The 15,744-nt window shown below is 41.4% G+C and carries 9 protein-coding genes, 5 tRNA genes and 1 pseudogene; 5 read left to right on the forward strand and 10 right to left on the reverse strand.

Translation table 11 applies throughout. The features are described 5' to 3' along the window. Window positions 1-18: 18 nt before the first annotated feature. The 6 genes from DTA23_RS12435 to DTA23_RS12460 form a co-directional block, all read right to left on the reverse strand. Complete coding sequence (locus tag DTA23_RS12435) at window positions 19-3,108, reverse strand: SusC/RagA family TonB-linked outer membrane protein (protein ID WP_112374935.1); 3,090 nt, start codon at window positions 3,106-3,108, stop codon at window positions 19-21. Window positions 3,109-3,458: 350 nt separating this feature from the next. Further along, window positions 3,459-3,531: transfer RNA gene (locus DTA23_RS12440), tRNA-Met, on the reverse strand. A 55-nt stretch (window positions 3,532-3,586) separates the two neighbouring features. Then, window positions 3,587-3,659 (reverse strand) — tRNA-Met (locus DTA23_RS12445). 55 nt (window positions 3,660-3,714) lie between these two features. Next, window positions 3,715-3,787: transfer RNA gene (locus tag DTA23_RS12450), tRNA-Met, on the reverse strand. Window positions 3,788-3,843: 56 nt separating this feature from the next. Beyond that, a tRNA-Met gene (locus tag DTA23_RS12455) sits at window positions 3,844-3,916 on the reverse strand. A gap of 55 nt (window positions 3,917-3,971) precedes the next feature. Next, window positions 3,972-4,044: transfer RNA gene (locus DTA23_RS12460), tRNA-Met, on the reverse strand. A 115-nt stretch (window positions 4,045-4,159) separates the two neighbouring features. On the opposite strand from DTA23_RS12460, the gene era reads away from it, so the two are divergent. Further along, on the forward strand, window positions 4,160-5,038 hold the full coding sequence (gene era, locus DTA23_RS12465; RefSeq protein ID WP_070570335.1) for a GTPase Era: 879 nt from the start codon (window positions 4,160-4,162) through the stop codon (window positions 5,036-5,038). A gap of 73 nt (window positions 5,039-5,111) precedes the next feature. Here the strand turns inward: era and uvrC are convergent. The 4 genes and pseudogenes from uvrC to DTA23_RS12485 form a co-directional block, all read right to left on the reverse strand. Continuing rightward, window positions 5,112-6,912 (reverse strand): annotated as a pseudogene (gene uvrC / locus DTA23_RS12470) (excinuclease ABC subunit UvrC). Window positions 6,913-7,005: 93 nt separating this feature from the next. Next, window positions 7,006-9,276, reverse strand: coding sequence for a penicillin-binding protein 1A (locus DTA23_RS12475; protein ID WP_112374936.1), 2,271 nt, complete (start codon window positions 9,274-9,276; stop codon window positions 7,006-7,008). 240 nt (window positions 9,277-9,516) lie between these two features. After that, window positions 9,517-9,996, reverse strand: a complete 480-nt coding sequence (gene ispF, locus DTA23_RS12480) for a 2-C-methyl-D-erythritol 2,4-cyclodiphosphate synthase (RefSeq protein ID WP_070570337.1) — start codon at window positions 9,994-9,996, stop codon at window positions 9,517-9,519. Between the two features lie 322 nt (window positions 9,997-10,318). Next, window positions 10,319-11,137, reverse strand: a complete 819-nt coding sequence (locus tag DTA23_RS12485) for a glycogen/starch synthase (protein ID WP_070570107.1) — start codon at window positions 11,135-11,137, stop codon at window positions 10,319-10,321. A 148-nt stretch (window positions 11,138-11,285) separates the two neighbouring features. Between DTA23_RS12485 and panC the strand changes: the two genes are divergently transcribed. The 4 genes from panC to DTA23_RS12505 all read left to right on the forward strand — a co-directional run bounded on the left by panC (window position 11,286) and on the right by DTA23_RS12505 (window position 15,735). Then, the gene (gene panC, locus DTA23_RS12490) at window positions 11,286-12,146 is read left to right on the forward strand and encodes a pantoate--beta-alanine ligase (RefSeq protein WP_112374937.1); all 861 of its coding nucleotides are present in this window, start codon (window positions 11,286-11,288) and stop codon (window positions 12,144-12,146) included. A 44-nt stretch (window positions 12,147-12,190) separates the two neighbouring features. Continuing rightward, on the forward strand, window positions 12,191-12,541 hold the full coding sequence (gene panD / locus DTA23_RS12495; RefSeq protein WP_070570112.1) for an aspartate 1-decarboxylase: 351 nt from the start codon (window positions 12,191-12,193) through the stop codon (window positions 12,539-12,541). A 120-nt stretch (window positions 12,542-12,661) separates the two neighbouring features. Next, entirely contained in the window at window positions 12,662-13,024 is a 363-nt protein-coding gene (locus DTA23_RS12500; protein WP_070570114.1) for a DUF8478 family putative metalloprotein, read from the forward strand. A 374-nt stretch (window positions 13,025-13,398) separates the two neighbouring features. Further along, window positions 13,399-15,735, forward strand: coding sequence for a TonB-dependent receptor (locus tag DTA23_RS12505; protein ID WP_112374938.1), 2,337 nt, complete (start codon window positions 13,399-13,401; stop codon window positions 15,733-15,735). Window positions 15,736-15,744: the final 9 nt, after the last annotated feature.

The raw sequence follows: 15,744 nt of genomic DNA on the forward strand, positions 1-15,744 counted from the left end.
ATTTTCTAAACGTTAAAATTAAAATGTCACACTTGCGCCGAACATGTATTTACGAACCATTGGATATACAGAGACGCCTGTAGATCTGATCATTTGACCACCCCCGCCTTTACCATCTGGTTCAGTCAATGGAAGCTCCGGATCAACACCCGAGTAGTTTGTAATCGTAAACAAATTCTCTCCAGCTAAGAATACACGTAAATTTTTGATGTTATACTTTTTCAGATCGAAGTTGTAACCCAAAGTCAAGGATCTCATTTTTAAGAAATTGTTACTTTCCAAGAAGCGTGTTGACGGTGAATTACCTTTATCTTGGTTATCGTATCTTGCTATCGGATGAGTAGCAACATCACCGGGTTTTTCCCAGCGGCTCCAACCATCCTGTAACTTCATCTGATTACGATCGGTATAAGTTCCATCCGAGTCAAATTCTTGGCGCGAATAATTATACAACTTACCGCCCAAAGAGAACCCGAACACGGCATTTAGATCAAACTGCTTATAACTTAAGGCTGTACTGAAACCGCCAAAGAGATCTGCATTTCCTTTTCCTGCATTACGGAAAGTTGCATTGGAATAGTTCGACGTCGTTGTCCTTGTTTCATTGCCATTGACATCTGTCTCGTATCTGTACCACATTGGCAAACCATTATCAACATTGACACCAGCCCATTCTTTTAGATAATAGGTATCTACCGGATAACCAGGTTGAAGCAAACGTTGCGCCGATCCAGCTATCCCTGATCCGTCCCCTGCGATAATTGGTTTCGAAACAAGATTACCATTGGCATCTTTTGTCGCAAATAGCTCCGTCAATTTATTCACATTGTGACTTAAATTAACATCCAAACTCCAATGTACATTATCATTGCGAACGATATCGCCACCGATGGTCAATTCAATCCCCCGGTTTTGCATCTTACCAATATTTTTCCAGATAGAAGTGACACCTGTCAGACCACTGATCGGCACTTGATAAAGCACATTATCAGTCTTCTTATCGTAATAATCAACATTAAGTCTTAGCCTATTCTTAAATAAGGCTGCATCCACACCAAATCCTGTTGTGTATGTTTTTTCCCAAGTCAGATCTTTATTACCGATTTGGCTAATTAATGCCCCTGGTATTCCATTATAGCTTGATGATGCTGATACCGAATAAAGGCTATATTGTGGATATAATGAGCTCGGTCTATTACCTACCGATCCATAAGCCGCTCGCAGTTTTAAGTTATCTACCCAATCAGCCTTGAACCACTCTTCTTTATTGATATTCCAGCCACCACTAACGGAAAAGAAGTTTCCGTATTTCGCATTGGTACCAAAATTGGATGCCCCATCACGACGGAAAGATACCTGTGCCAGATATTTATTATCGTATGCATAGTTTGCATTCGACAAGAATGACTGTACTGCCCATTCGGAAATTCCACCTTTCGTACGTTCTGGTTTTGCAACAACATCCAATACCTCGAAACCATTGACAATACCCGTTCCGTAAGCATCTAAGGTTTTGGTCCAGTAGTCGTTAAATTCGTATGCAGCCAATCCATTCAGGCTATGTTTATCCCAAGTCTTGTTGAAACGCAAGATTTGGTTGGTATAACGACGTGCAAACTCCATGCGGTAATCCGTTACACGACCAATTACACTTTCACCGCTGTTTGATCGCGGATCTTGATAACCACTGTCAGAATACGTATTGTAGCGATAATTGTTGACAGAGGAGAAGGTCAACCAATCCGTTAATTTGACATCGAAATCTAAGTTACCCATAAATTCATAATTGGTATTGGCACTATGATTCCATTGCAAGTCATACAAGTAATTCGTGCTTGCATTATTGACCCAGCCACTATAACGGTGTGGCACTAAATTTCCATTTGCATCGTATGGACTATCCCAAGGTAGGTTTCCATACATGGCATTGACATCATATTGACGATCATCTACCGCACGTCTCGAACCGGCAATAGATGGCTTGATGGTCAACCAGTCAAAAGGCTTATAGTTGGTACGTAATCTAAAGTTATAACGATCGTAATCATACCCTTTTACCGCACCGGCTTCGTTGTAGTAACCTAAAGACAAATAAGACTGTAATTTATCATTTCCTCCCTGAATGGATAAATTGTGATTTTGGACAAATCCGGTCTTTGTTGCCAGCTTCCACCAATCAAAGTTGCTATTGCGCAAATCCGAATTCCAACGCGGGAATTTGATATCAGCGGGATTTGAAAACGAAGCAAAGTAGTCATAAAGTTCAGCCCCATTCATCATTTCCATGTTTCCATTGGAAAGCTGGTTGATACCCATTTTTGTAGAAAAGCTAATGCTTGTTTTGGATGCCGAAGGATTTTTTGTTGTGACCACAACAACGCCATTTGCACCTTGCGAACCATAAATTGACGTTGAGGCAGCATCTTTTAGAATCGTTAACGATTCAATGTCATCTGGATTGATATCACCTGGGCTTGAGCCGACGATAACACCATCAATAACCCACAATGGGCTCGTCGTGCCACTTAAGGTTGCCTGACCACGAATCACAACACCACCATTTGACCCCGGTTTGCCAGCCCCTGGTGCAACATATACACCGGCAGCCTTACCATTCAGCATGTTTTCAACCGATGGCGTAGTGACATCACGCAATTTGTTTCCCTTAACAGCTTGAAGGGCACCAGTCAAACTTTCTTTTTTCTGCTGTGATCCATACCCAACGACAACAACCTCCTGAAGTGCTTCACTATTGGACTCCAGATTGATGTTAACAACCGGTCCTGTCACCGTCACTTCCTGTGTCTTATAACCAACACTTGTAACGACTAGTACATCCCCATTTTTAGCATCTATGGTAAACCGTCCATCTACTCCTGCCGATGTCGACTTAGCGCTCCCCTTAACACTAATGGTTGCACCAGCCAATGGGCCGTCTGTTGACTGCACTTTTCCATTCACTTTTTGTTGATAAACCGCGTCATTCAACAAAATATTGTTGCCTGGAAACGTAAGACCATTAGCATTAGCCGAGTTGTGTGTACTTGTAATGAGTAAAGCTAATGATAACAGACTCAACTTGTGATTGTCGAGAATCTTTGAAATCATAATATTTAATAGTTAGTTTAAAAATTGATTAGCGTGCTAATCAAAATTTAGGTACATGAATGCTAAAACTAAAGGATGATGACAGTATATCAAAATTTAGCAGCAACGAAATCGATTGCGCCAATTAAACAAACGATTGCATAAACACACATTTTACAGTACAATCTACTATCAAAAAATTAGAGCGATTAACTAACAGCAAAAGACAGTTTTTTAACAACCTCAGGACAGTCGACAATGAGAAATTTAGACGAGCAGGAAAAAGATAATCCTGAAAGACAGGTGGTATTATAGCGTGATTTAGGATACAAAAAAAAGCCAAGATATTCACCTCGGCTTTTTTCTTTTAGTAGCGGGGACCAGACTCGAACTAGTGACCTTCGGGTTATGAGCCCGACGAGCTACCAACTGCTCCACCCCGCAATGTATTTTAGATGTCTTGAAAAGAACCGATCATTGCAATCGGCTCTTTCTTTAGTAGCGGGGACCAGACTCGAACTAGTGACCTTCGGGTTATGAGCCCGACGAGCTACCAACTGCTCCACCCCGCAATGTATTTTAAATGTCTTGAAAAGAACCGATCATTGCAATCGGCTCTTTCTTTAGTAGCGGGGACCAGACTCGAACTAGTGACCTTCGGGTTATGAGCCCGACGAGCTACCAACTGCTCCACCCCGCAATGTATTTTAAATTTCTTAAAAAGAACCGATCATTGCAATCGGCTCTTTCTTTTAGTAGCGGGGACCAGACTCGAACTAGTGACCTTCGGGTTATGAGCCCGACGAGCTACCAACTGCTCCACCCCGCAATGTATTTTAAATGTCTTGAAAAGAACCGATCATTGCAATCGGCTCTTTCTTTAGTAGCGGGGACCAGACTCGAACTAGTGACCTTCGGGTTATGAGCCCGACGAGCTACCAACTGCTCCACCCCGCAATATATTTTTGAACAAAATTGCTTTTTTCTTTTGAAAAAACAAGATTATGATCCTTCCGAATTGGAGTACAAAGATATATTTTGTTTCTTTGTAATCCTAATAAAATTTAGAAAAATGTCACACAAAGCAGGATTCGTAAGTATCATCGGAAAGCCAAATGCTGGTAAGTCCACCCTAATGAACGCTTTAGTGGGTGAAAAAATGTCTATCATTACACCCAAAGCGCAAACGACAAGACACCGCATTATCGGTATTGTAAACGATGAAGACCATCAAATTGTGTTTTCGGACACCCCTGGTGTCATCAAACCAAACTATTCTTTACAAGAATCGATGATGAATTTTGTCCAAGGATCGTTGATCGATGCAGACATTATTTTATTTGTGACAGATATCCACGAAAAATACGATGAGAACGATGTTCTGGAGAAATTGCGTAAAACAAATTCCCCTGTTGCCGTGCTTATCAACAAAATTGATAAATCTTCGGAAGAAGAGGTCAAGGCTAAGATTGAATTTTGGCAGGAAAAATTAAATCCAGATACCGTTTTTGCAATTTCAGCAAAATTAAATCATAATGTCGCCGCCGTGATGCACTACATCAAGGACAAGTTACCGATTCACGAAGCCTATTATGAGAAAGATGAGCTAACGGATAAATCCATGCGTTTCTTCGTCTCTGAGATGATCCGTGAAAAAGTATTCAAACTATACGATAAGGAAATCCCCTACAGTACAGAGGTAATCGTCACATCATACAAAGAAGAAGCAAATATCACACGTATTGCTGCCGAAATTATTGTAGAGCGCGACTCTCAAAAAAATATTATCATCGGAAAAGCAGGTGCCATGATCAAAAAAGTCGGTACCTATGCCCGCCAGGATATTGAAGAGTTTATCGATGGAAAAGTATTCCTCGAACTTTTTGTTAAGGTGATTCCTGACTGGAGAAGTAAAAAGAACTACCTTAAACGTTTTGGTTACGATGATTAATTCGCTTTGAAAAGTTCGTACGGAGACCTTTTTTACCGACCTCGACTGCACGAACTATTCTTCTTTTAAATTTTTACGTTGCAAAATATTCACGAAGTGCTTTAATCTGTTTCAGATTAAGCACTTTTTTTAGTTCTTCATCGGAGGCTTCCTTCACTTTTTTTACCGATTTAAACTCGGTTAACACTTTCTCAACCGTTGTTTTTCCAATACCCGGAACATTTTCCAGCTCTGAAACGAAGGTTTTGCGGCTACGTTGATTTCTGTGGAAGGTGATTCCGAAACGGTGTGCTTCATCCCGGAGATGTTGAATGACCTTGAGGGTTTCAGACTTCTTATCCAGATAAAGTGGATATTGATCACCCGGATAGAATAGCTCCTCCAGTCTTTTGGCAATGCCGATGACCGTGACTTTCCGTTCTATCCCCAACAAGCGCAGACTCTTTAAGGCTGCGCCCAGCTGCCCCTTTCCCCCATCGATAATGATCAATTGCGGCAAAGGCTGATCTTCATCCAATAATCGCCTATAGCGTCTAAAAACAGCCTCCTCCATCGTGGCAAAATCATTGGGACCCTCCACGGTTTTCACATTAAAGTGGCGGTAATCTTTCTTCGAAGGTTTTGCATCCTTAAAGACAACAATAGCCGATACGGGATAATTCCCCTGAATATTCGAGTTATCGAAACATTCAATATGTTGCGGGAGCACATTCATGCGCAGATCTTTTTGCATCTGCTTTAAGATGCGCTCCGTCCGAATATCCGGATTAAGCTTTTCATATTGCAACAGACGCTCTTTTCTAAAAAATGCCACGTTCTTTTGGGAAAGTTCCAGCAATTTTTTCTTTTCGCCCAACTTCGGAATCGTAAATCGAATCCGTTCGTTCTCTTCAATATCCAATTCAAAAGGTACGATAATTTCCCGCGAGAGGCTTTTGAAGCGCTCCCGAATCTCCGGTATGGCCAAGGCCAAAAGCTCCTGTTCACTCTCGTCCAAACGCCTTTTCATTTCGAGGGTCTGTGTCTGAATAATAACACCATTCATGACTTTCAGGTAATTGACAAAAGCGTAACCCTCGTCTGAAGCAATACTAAATACATCCACATTGGTAATGGATGAGTTGACCACCGTCGACTTGCTCTGGTAGTTGTCCAGCTTATCCAACTTGGCCTTCATTAACTGTGCCCTTTCAAAATCCAAAGCCGCTGCTGCTGTACCAATACTTTCCTTTAAACGATTGGTCACCACAGCAATCTTTCCGTTCAGAATATCCTTGATATCACTCAGGTTCTGATCGTAGTCGTCTTCGGACTGATACCCTTCGCAGGGCCCCTTACAATTTCCAATTTGATATTCAAGACAGATCTTAAACTTGCCTTTCCGTATGTTTTCCTGTGTGAGAGCCAAATTGCAGGTACGGAGGGGAAATAGTTCACGGATCAGATCCAATACAATATGCATCATCCCCACCGAAGGATAGGGGCCATAATAACGAGACCCATCCTTGATATATTGTCTGGTCCAAAAAACCCGCGGAAAAAGGTTCGTTCTTGATGACAATCCATGGATAGGTTTTATCATCCTTCAACAGAACATTATACTTGGGCTTGTGTTTCTTGATTAATGAATTCTCAAGCAACCAAGCATCAATCTCTGTATCAACTATAGTAAAAGATATACGGTTGATCTTGCGAACCAAAACACGGGTTTTGCCATTCAGCTGATTTTCATTCACGAAATACGAACCGACCCGATTACGCAGATCCTTCGCTTTACCGATATAGATCAGCTCACTATTTTTATCAAAATACTGATAGACTCCCGGTCGATGTGGTATCTTTTTTAATTCTTCTCTATAATCAAATACGTCCATTACGTTCCAATATCAAACATGTTCAGCAAAAAGGCCAGACAACAAATCTCGAAAAAATTTATTATCTGGCCCAATGGTAATCGTTAAAATAACTTAGAAACCTAAGCGATCATCTTTTAGTTTAGTTGCATCTTTACCGCTTGAATCCGTAGATCCATCTTCGACATCAGAGCCACCACCGCCCCAATACTGATTACAGTCAATGACACGGGTAAGCCCACCCTGCGGTTGCTCAAAATCGCCCTTGGTATACTTCAGATTTGAATCTTTATATACTTTCTGCATATAGTACGCAAATACAGGCATCGCTGCTGCGGCCCCCTGTCCGTACTCCATCCTGTCGAAACTAATACCTCGATCTTCTGCACCGGTCCAAACCCCTGTAACCAGTTCCGGTGTGATACCGATAAACCAGGCATCTGAGTTATCGTTGGTTGTACCTGTTTTACCACCAATTGGATTGGTGAGCTTATACATCCATTGAATACGTCTCGCCGTACCTTGGGATACCACCTTTTTCAACATATCAACAATAATATAAGCAGATTCACTATTTAAGGCTTTTACGACCTTTGGTGCTTTATCATAGATCGGTGTACCATTTTTATCTTCAATACGTAAGATCGCAGTTGGCTCAATCCAGGTTCCTTGATTCACAAATGCCGAATAAGCACCCACCATATCAAAGACCGACGCTTCATAAGCACCTAATGAGATCGAAGGATAATTAGGCACATCACTTGTTATACCCATCCGTTTAGTCAATGCGGCCACTTCTGCAGCACCAACTTCGTGTACCAAATAGGCCGTCGCATAGTTTTGCGAATAAGCCAATGCCTTCGCTAAAGTAATCGGGTTCCCACCTTGTGCATTTCCTCTTGGCGTCCACCCATTATAGGTTTGTTGGTAATTGGGAATACTGTAACATGGTGAATAACCGTTGTCAATCGCCACCGCGTACGTAAATGGTTTCGCCGTCGATCCGACTTGACGTGTACCCATTTTTACCTGATCATATTTGAAGTGGTCAAAATCAATACCACCAACCCAAGCTTTGATGTGTCCGGTCTTCGGCTCCATAGACATCATCGCATTGCGCAACATGAGTTTATTGTACTTAATGGAATCCATTGGCGTCATCATCGTATCAACACTTCCCTTCCACGTAAAAATATTCATCGGAACCTTTACATTGAAAGCCTTTTTGATTGCGTCTTCATTCAAGCCCTCTTCTTTCAAAATACGGTAACGGTCAGAGCGCTTCATTCCACTCATGAGCAGTTTGGCTTTGTCGCCTTTAAAAGGATCCCTATTTTTCCATTGTGCGGAAAATTTAGACTGCAATTGCTTCATCCATTCTTTTTGCGAATCCTCTGCATATTGCTGCATCGACATATTGATCGTCGTATAGATTTTCAATCCATCACGATCGAGGTCATACGGCGTACCATCTGGTTTGGTGATGGACAATTTTGCGAATTCTTTTTTGATTTCATCCTTTAATACCGCTCTAAAATAGGGTGCCAAACCTTCACCGTAATTTGCAATCTTCAGTTCTAAACCAAGTGGTTTCTCCTTCGCTTTGGTAGCCTCCTCTGCCGAAATAAAATTAGCGGCAACCATATTGTTCAATACTGTATTACGGCGCGTACGTGATTTTTCGGGGTACCGCACAGGAGAATATGCTCCCGGGCCTTTAAGCATTCCTACCAAAAGGGCTGCTTGTTCCGCCGTCAGTTTATCCGGAGTCGTATTGAAATAAGTCCGCGCAGCGGATTTGATTCCGTAGGTATTATAAGCACCAAAGTCTACCGTATTAAAATACATGGTAATAATCTCATCTTTGGTATAATTTCTTTCCAAACGAACAGCGGTAATCCATTCCTGAAATTTTTGGATGACACGCTTTAGAAAATTCTTTTGCCGTCCATCCGAAAATAGATTCAGAGCCAGCTGTTGTGTAATGGTACTTCCCCCCTGTTTGTTACCGGTCAAGGTGTGAAAGATAACTGTAAATGTCCGTGAGTAGTCTATCCCGGAGTGATCATAAAAGCGTTTATCCTCTGTAGAAACCAATGCTTTGACCAAATAAGGCGACAATTCACTATACTTTACATTGGAACGGTTTTGGACATAATACGTTCCCAATACCTTATGATCTTCCGTGATAACTTCAGACGCTAAATTACTTTTGGGGTTTTCCAAATCACTGAAGGAGGGTAATTTTCCAAATAGGCCAAGACGTATACTCAATATAAAGAGAAAACCTATCGCGACAATCCCGACGATAATTTTCCAAAAATTGAACGTATACCGCTTGACATCAGCCTCAGTAAGTTGATTTTTTTTTGATACTCGTTTCATCTATTTACTAAATTTCAGACGTAAATATTATTCATTGTAAAGACCGCAATGCAGAGACCATTTTTCCAACCGCAGTTGCATTTTGCAAACTTGGATAGGGCATCATTTTGATCTTTAAAGACTTCAATTAAGACATTAATGCACACTCTATCAGATAGTGTGCCAAGAATCCCTACTTTGGCAAAGGTATTACTAATTGGGCCAAAAGCAAGAATTTAAACGTGAAAATATTGTGGCGAACTACGCGCGTTCAATCAAGCAAACCGCATAGGCAACCACCCCTTCCTGACGACCGATAAATCCCATCGTTTCATTTGTTGTTGCTTTAATAGAGATGTCATCGATATCCAAACCCGTTGCTTCAGCCAGTTTAACCTTCATTTGTGGAATATAGGGTTTGATCTTAGGAGCTTCGAGACACAGCATCGCATCAATATTGCCAAGCGTATATCCCTTCGCAGCAATCAGCGCCATACATTCTTTTAACAACAATAAGCTACTAATGCCTTTCCAGCGCATATCTGTATTTGGAAAGTGGTAGCCAATATCTTCTAAATTGGCAGCGCCCAAAATGGCATCACATATCGCATGGACCAACACATCGGCATCAGAATGCCCAAAGGCACCAGCATGATGCTCCAATTGCACTCCACCAACAATAAATGGATGACCTTCTTTCATCTGATGGACATCAAATCCAAATCCTACCTTAATTTTCATGACACGAATTATATACAATAAAATACAGCCAATGTATGCTATTTGATAACCTAACCTATGAGGTATAGATCAAAACCGATTCATCTTCGCTGAGATTCCCTGGTATGAACATCTAAAATCATTGACAGATTACTGCGAAGATAGCAATTCGCAGCTATATTTATTGCGACAAAAGGTTTCTGGCAGGTAGCGCAACGAAAATCATTGAAATAACGGTTCGACCAGAAGAAAAAGAGTCGCATAAAAAAAAGGCTATCCTTGAGAATAGCCTTTTTCTATATTATTGTCTGTTTGTTTTTCGAAACGCTTCGAAAGGTAAAGCTTAAGCTTCTACTTCTTCTGGCGCAAACTGATCATATACTTCTCCAAAAGCATCGTAGTCCTGATCGCCATTAGGCTCAAAAACCTGAATATCTTTTGATCGAGCAAAATCAACTATTTCCGTGTTGACATTTTCGTCAGCGACAACCACCATATCGGTAAAATGCAAAGCACCTTTGTAGATCGCCTCATAACTACCATCGCCGTACACCTGCGCATCCGCAGCCTTAAAGGAGCCCTCGGGCGCCATTTCAGCATACTTTGTACCTAATGTACCTTTAAATTCTTCATTGAACAAAGAGTACATCACTTTTGCATCCTTGAATGTAGGATCGTCTTTATACGTTGTCTTCACGTAAGCCGGTACCAAAGCAGAGAACCATCCATGACAGTGTACTACATCAGGGGACCAACCTAATTTCTTCACAGTTTCCAATGCTCCTTTACAGAAGAACACCGAACGCTCATTATTGTCTGCAAAGAATTCGCCATGCTCATCACTAAAAACTTTTTTACGCTGAAAGTAGTCTTCATTATCCAAGAAATATACCTGCATACGGGCCGCAGGTAATGAAGCAACTTTAATAATTAGCGGATTATCATTATTATCCACAACAATGTTCAAGCCTGAAAGACGAATAACCTCATGTAATCTATTTCGACGCTCATTGATATTCCCAAAACGCGGCATTAAGATCCGGATCTCAAAACCCTTTTCTTGCATCGCTTGCGGAAGTTGACGTGTAATTTCAGAAATTTTAGTTAATTCGAGGAAAGGCGACATCTCGTGAGTAATAAACAATATCTTCGTTTTTGCCATCTCCAGTTATTTTTATTTATTATTTTCGAACAGTAAAATCGGTCTACAAAGGTACGAAAAAAATACTTACTATGCAATTTACTATTAATCATCGTTTTATATTCCCAAAATATTATGCACCTTTGCCAACAAAAAACTAAATAGCAAAGTGGAAATTTTCAAAACGAAAGCATCTCTCCAAGCATACCTGCAAGAAGCCCGATCAACAGGTCAAAAAATCGCCCTAATCCCTACGATGGGCGCTTTACATGAAGGACATTTATCCCTATTAAATTATGCAAAACCGATCAGTGATATTCGTGTTTGCAGCATTTTTGTAAACCCCACACAATTTAACGATCCGAAAGATCTCGAAAAATATCCACGGCCCATTGAAAACGACATCAGATTACTGGAATCCGTTGATTGCGACATTCTTTTCTTACCAAGTGTTGATGAGATGTACCCCGATAAAAATGAGGCCTGGCATCTCGATCTTGGCGAACTGGACCAAATTTGGGAAGGTGAAAGACGCCCCGGCCATTTCCAAGGAGTCACGCAGGTGGTCTATAAATTATTTACATTGGTACAACCGGATATTGCTTGTTTCGGGCAGAAAGATTTTCAGCAGGTCATGGTTATTAAACGCATGATAGCCATGAAGGATCTCGCGATTCAATTGGCGATATGTCCTATCATTAGAGACCAAGACGGCCTAGCACTGAGCTCTAGAAACGCGCGCTTAAGTGAAGCTGGAAAAAGAACAGCTTTGGCACTCTCCCGTTCTCTGCAATTCGTAAAAGATCATATACATGACCCTATCCCACTAGCGGAAATAAAAGACAAAGCCCTGCAGATTTTAACAGACACCGATGGGCTTAGCGTTGAATACTTTGCGCTATGTGAAAGTTCAACGTTAAAAGAAGTCAACCACATCGATTTCAGCAAGCAGCATGTCGCACTTGTCACTGGCTGGGTTGAAGGTGTCCGTTTGATTGATAATATGATTCTGAATAATTTGTCAAATTAATTGACAAATCTTTCAAATTCAGCAGAAAGCCCTACCTTTGCGCCATGGTAATAGAAGTAATGAAATCCAAGATTCACCGCGTTAAAGTCACACAAGCGGAATTGAATTATGTGGGTAGTATCACAATAGATGAAGATTTGATGGATGCCGCAAATATCATCGCTAACGAGAAAGTTCAAATCGTAAACAACAATAATGGAGCCCGTCTTGAAACATACGTCATCCCAGGTCAACGTGGATCAGGTATTATCTGTTTGAATGGTGCTGCGGCTCGCCTGGTTCAAGTTGGCGATATCGTCATCATTATTTCCTACGCGAACATGGACTTTGAAGAAGCTAAGCAGTTTAAACCTTCCGTTGTATTTCCAGACGACAACAATCATCTGATTAAATAATCAGGAAGCAAGTTAAGCTTAGCACATAGAAACTTTATAATTTTTTAATGAGTGGATCACGAATACTCACAAAATAAAATCGTATTTTTGAAGCGTTACCCTAAAAAGTAGCGCTTTTTTATGTACCGAAAAACAACAAAATCCCCACGTCAGCTTATCGCATTATGCCAATTGGTATTAATGTCGCTGATTATTATTTCGGGTGTTGTTTTTATGCACAAGGAGGTAAAATCAACCGGTGAAATTGTCATGCACACCCACCCTTATGATTTTACAAAAAAACAAAAGCCGCAAGAAACAGATGACCAGATCGAATACCTCAATGTCATCTATCACAATACCTACGTACAAACCGAATTTACCGTCCTTGAACTTCCTATTCCGCGTGAAGTAAAAGAAGAGCATTATAATTCATTTTGTCCGGAGGCGATCACCACAACGATCGATCATTACCACTTACGTGGTCCCCCCAGCTTAGCATAAACCAAAAATCAAAGATTTCGAGGGCCTGTCCCTAGTTCCATAACGATCAAACGAACTTGGTGCAAACAAGTAAGAGATTACGTATGTGCTAAATCGCTTGGCTCCAGAACGACAGCATGAAATACCGCTATCAATATATCATCTTTGATCCCATTTTTATTTGCCTCTTCTTTGAGAATTGTCCCTGTTACAATAGCGAACTTTCGCTGAATACTGTTACGATGGTTTCAGTGAGCTCATCGGCATACATTACCTTGTCGGAAACAAGCTATTACCCTGCTTCCGATAAGACGCAATGCCTTGAACGCCGTTCATAACGAGGAACAGATCATGTTATACGAGGCCTGTATTTTTAAAATTTTCATAAAATTACGATGCTAAAGCAATACACTTTACTGGCCACATTACTGGTTGGTACATCCACTATATACGCCCAATCAAAACTTGAAGGCTACTTATTCAACAAAAACCATGAGGCGGTTCCCTCTGGTACACTGACTTTAAAAAACAGCAAGCTCGCAACTACATCCGATCCAAACGGGTACTTTAAGCTATCCGCCATACCAACGCAAAAAGTAACCTTAAATATATCGGCAGTGGGCTATCGCTCCTTCAGCAAAGTCATCTCTTTAGACACGTTGAAGTCGCCTTTGCAAATTCAACTGGAAGAAGACAACCTCAATTTGGATGAGGTCGTTGTTTCGGCTACACGCTATGGCGTCAAACGTAAGGACGCCCCCGTGGTTGTCAATGTCATAGGGCCTAAATTATTTAATGCAACACAATCTGTTGCCATGTCGGAAACATTGAATTATCAGCCGGGTGTACGGGTAGAAAACAATTGCCAGAATTGCGGCTTTTCACAAGTCCGCCTGAATGGCCTCGAAGGCCCCTATTCACAAATATTGATCAACAGTAGGGCGGTATTTTCCGCATTAAATATCGTGTATGGATTGGATCAGATTCCAACAAGTATGATCGATCGTATTGAGGTTGTGCGCAGTGGTGGTTCGGCATTATTTGGTGCCAATGCGATCGCTGGAACAATCAATATTATTACAAAAGATCCGGTAGAAAACGACTGGCAAGTAAAATCCACCAACTCACTCATTGGCGGCAAAAGCTGGGATAATACAGTGGATTTTAATACCTCCACCGTTTCGGAAGACCTCAAAAGAGGAGCCACATTCTACGGTATGCACCGTAATCGGGAAGCTTACGATGCGAATGGCGATGGTTTTTCGGAAATAACCAAACTTCGTAACACCACGTTCGGCACAAAATTATTTTACAAGCCGAGTGACCTGGATAAGATAACGGTGGACTTTAGCACCGTGAACGAGTTCCGCCGCGGTGGTGATCAACTCGATAAAGTACCGCACCTGACGCAGATCACCGAGCAGTTGGAAACCAGTTCGCTTGTTGGCGGAATCACATACGATCACTATTCCACAGATTATAAGCAAAAAATGTCGTTGTATGGCTCTATACAGAAAACTGTTCGCGACAGCTACTATGGCGGTCTTGGGGGCGGAACAACCCTTGCGGACAGCACATTAGCAGCAAATGCCTATGGAAAAACGAATGATATTGCGCTAGTTGCCGGGGGACAATATACCTACAACTTTGAAAGAGATGTATTTACTGCCGGAGTGGAGTTTTCATACAACAATACCCAGGATGAAATACCAGGTTATAAACGAACCATTGATCAGCAGAACAAAGGACTAGGCAGTTATGCCCAATACGAATGGAAGCCTTTAAGCAATTTTAAAACGTTAATCGGAGCGCGATATGATTACACCTATGTTGACGGTAAATATAGTCTTGCAGGTATAAACCGAAACTCGGATCAGCGCTTCGGCACCTTTAGCCCACGGTTGACCATCTTATACGATATCACAAAAGACCTTCAATTTAGAGGCGGCTATGCACGTGGCTTCCGCGCACCACAAGCATTTAATGAAGACATGCACGTCACTTCCATTGGCGGAAACCAAGTATTTGTATTGATCGGTGAAAATCTGAAAACAGAATACTCCAATGCGTATACAGGTTCTTTTAGCTACAATAAAAATTTCGGAAATGTACAAACCAGTTTGCTCGTGGAGGGATTTTACACGGATCTAAATAATCAGTTTGTCAACGTCATGGCGTCTGAAAAAGACGGATTGATTATCCAGGAAATGCAAAATGGTGAAGGGGCCCGGGTGTATGGTTCTAATATTGAAATCAATATCGCGCCATCCTCCTGGTTTTCTATCCAAACCGGCGGGACGATCCAGCGCTCACGTTACAAGAAAGACCAAATCATCTATACAGGAAAAGAAGATGGGCAGGATATCCTCACCAAAAAATATGTCCGTACGCCCAACATTTATGGTTATTTGAATAGCAACCTGAAAGCAACCAAACAATTTGCGATCGATCTGACTGGAGTATATACGGGAAAAATGATTGTTCCACACATTCAAAATGATGTGATGACCCTTAAAAATGCCCGGGACTTTGTGGAATTAAATCTCCGCCTAGGGTATACCTTTCCAATACATAAAGATTTCAGCATTGAAATTTTTGGGGGTGTACAAAACATGTTCAATGCTTTTCAGAAGGACTTTGACAAGGGAGCGCTACGTGATTCAGATTATATCTACGGTCCAACACGCCCTCGAACTTATACATTTGGCCTTCGTGTTGGTCATTTTCATTAACATGGATTT

The organism is Sphingobacterium multivorum, assembly GCF_900457465.1.
Taxonomy (GTDB): domain Bacteria; phylum Bacteroidota; class Bacteroidia; order Sphingobacteriales; family Sphingobacteriaceae; genus Sphingobacterium; species Sphingobacterium multivorum.

Bases quoted from the DNA above. Each gene is read 5' to 3' on its own strand.
- DTA23_RS12500 (WP_070570114.1), top strand. From the start codon at position 12,662: ATGTACCGAAAAACAACAAAATCCCCACGTCAGCTTATCGCATTATGC.
- DTA23_RS12485 (WP_070570107.1), bottom strand. From the start codon at position 11,137: ATGGCAAAAACGAAGATATTGTTTATTACTCACGAGATGTCGCCTTTC.
- ispF (WP_070570337.1), bottom strand. From the start codon at position 9,996: ATGAAAATTAAGGTAGGATTTGGATTTGATGTCCATCAGATGAAAGAA.
- era (WP_070570335.1), top strand. From the start codon at position 4,160: ATGTCACACAAAGCAGGATTCGTAAGTATCATCGGAAAGCCAAATGCT.
- DTA23_RS12435 (WP_112374935.1), bottom strand. From the start codon at position 3,108: ATGATTTCAAAGATTCTCGACAATCACAAGTTGAGTCTGTTATCATTA.
- DTA23_RS12475 (WP_112374936.1), bottom strand. From the start codon at position 9,276: ATGAAACGAGTATCAAAAAAAAATCAACTTACTGAGGCTGATGTCAAG.
- panD (WP_070570112.1), top strand. From the start codon at position 12,191: ATGGTAATAGAAGTAATGAAATCCAAGATTCACCGCGTTAAAGTCACA.
- DTA23_RS12505 (WP_112374938.1), top strand. From the start codon at position 13,399: ATGCTAAAGCAATACACTTTACTGGCCACATTACTGGTTGGTACATCC.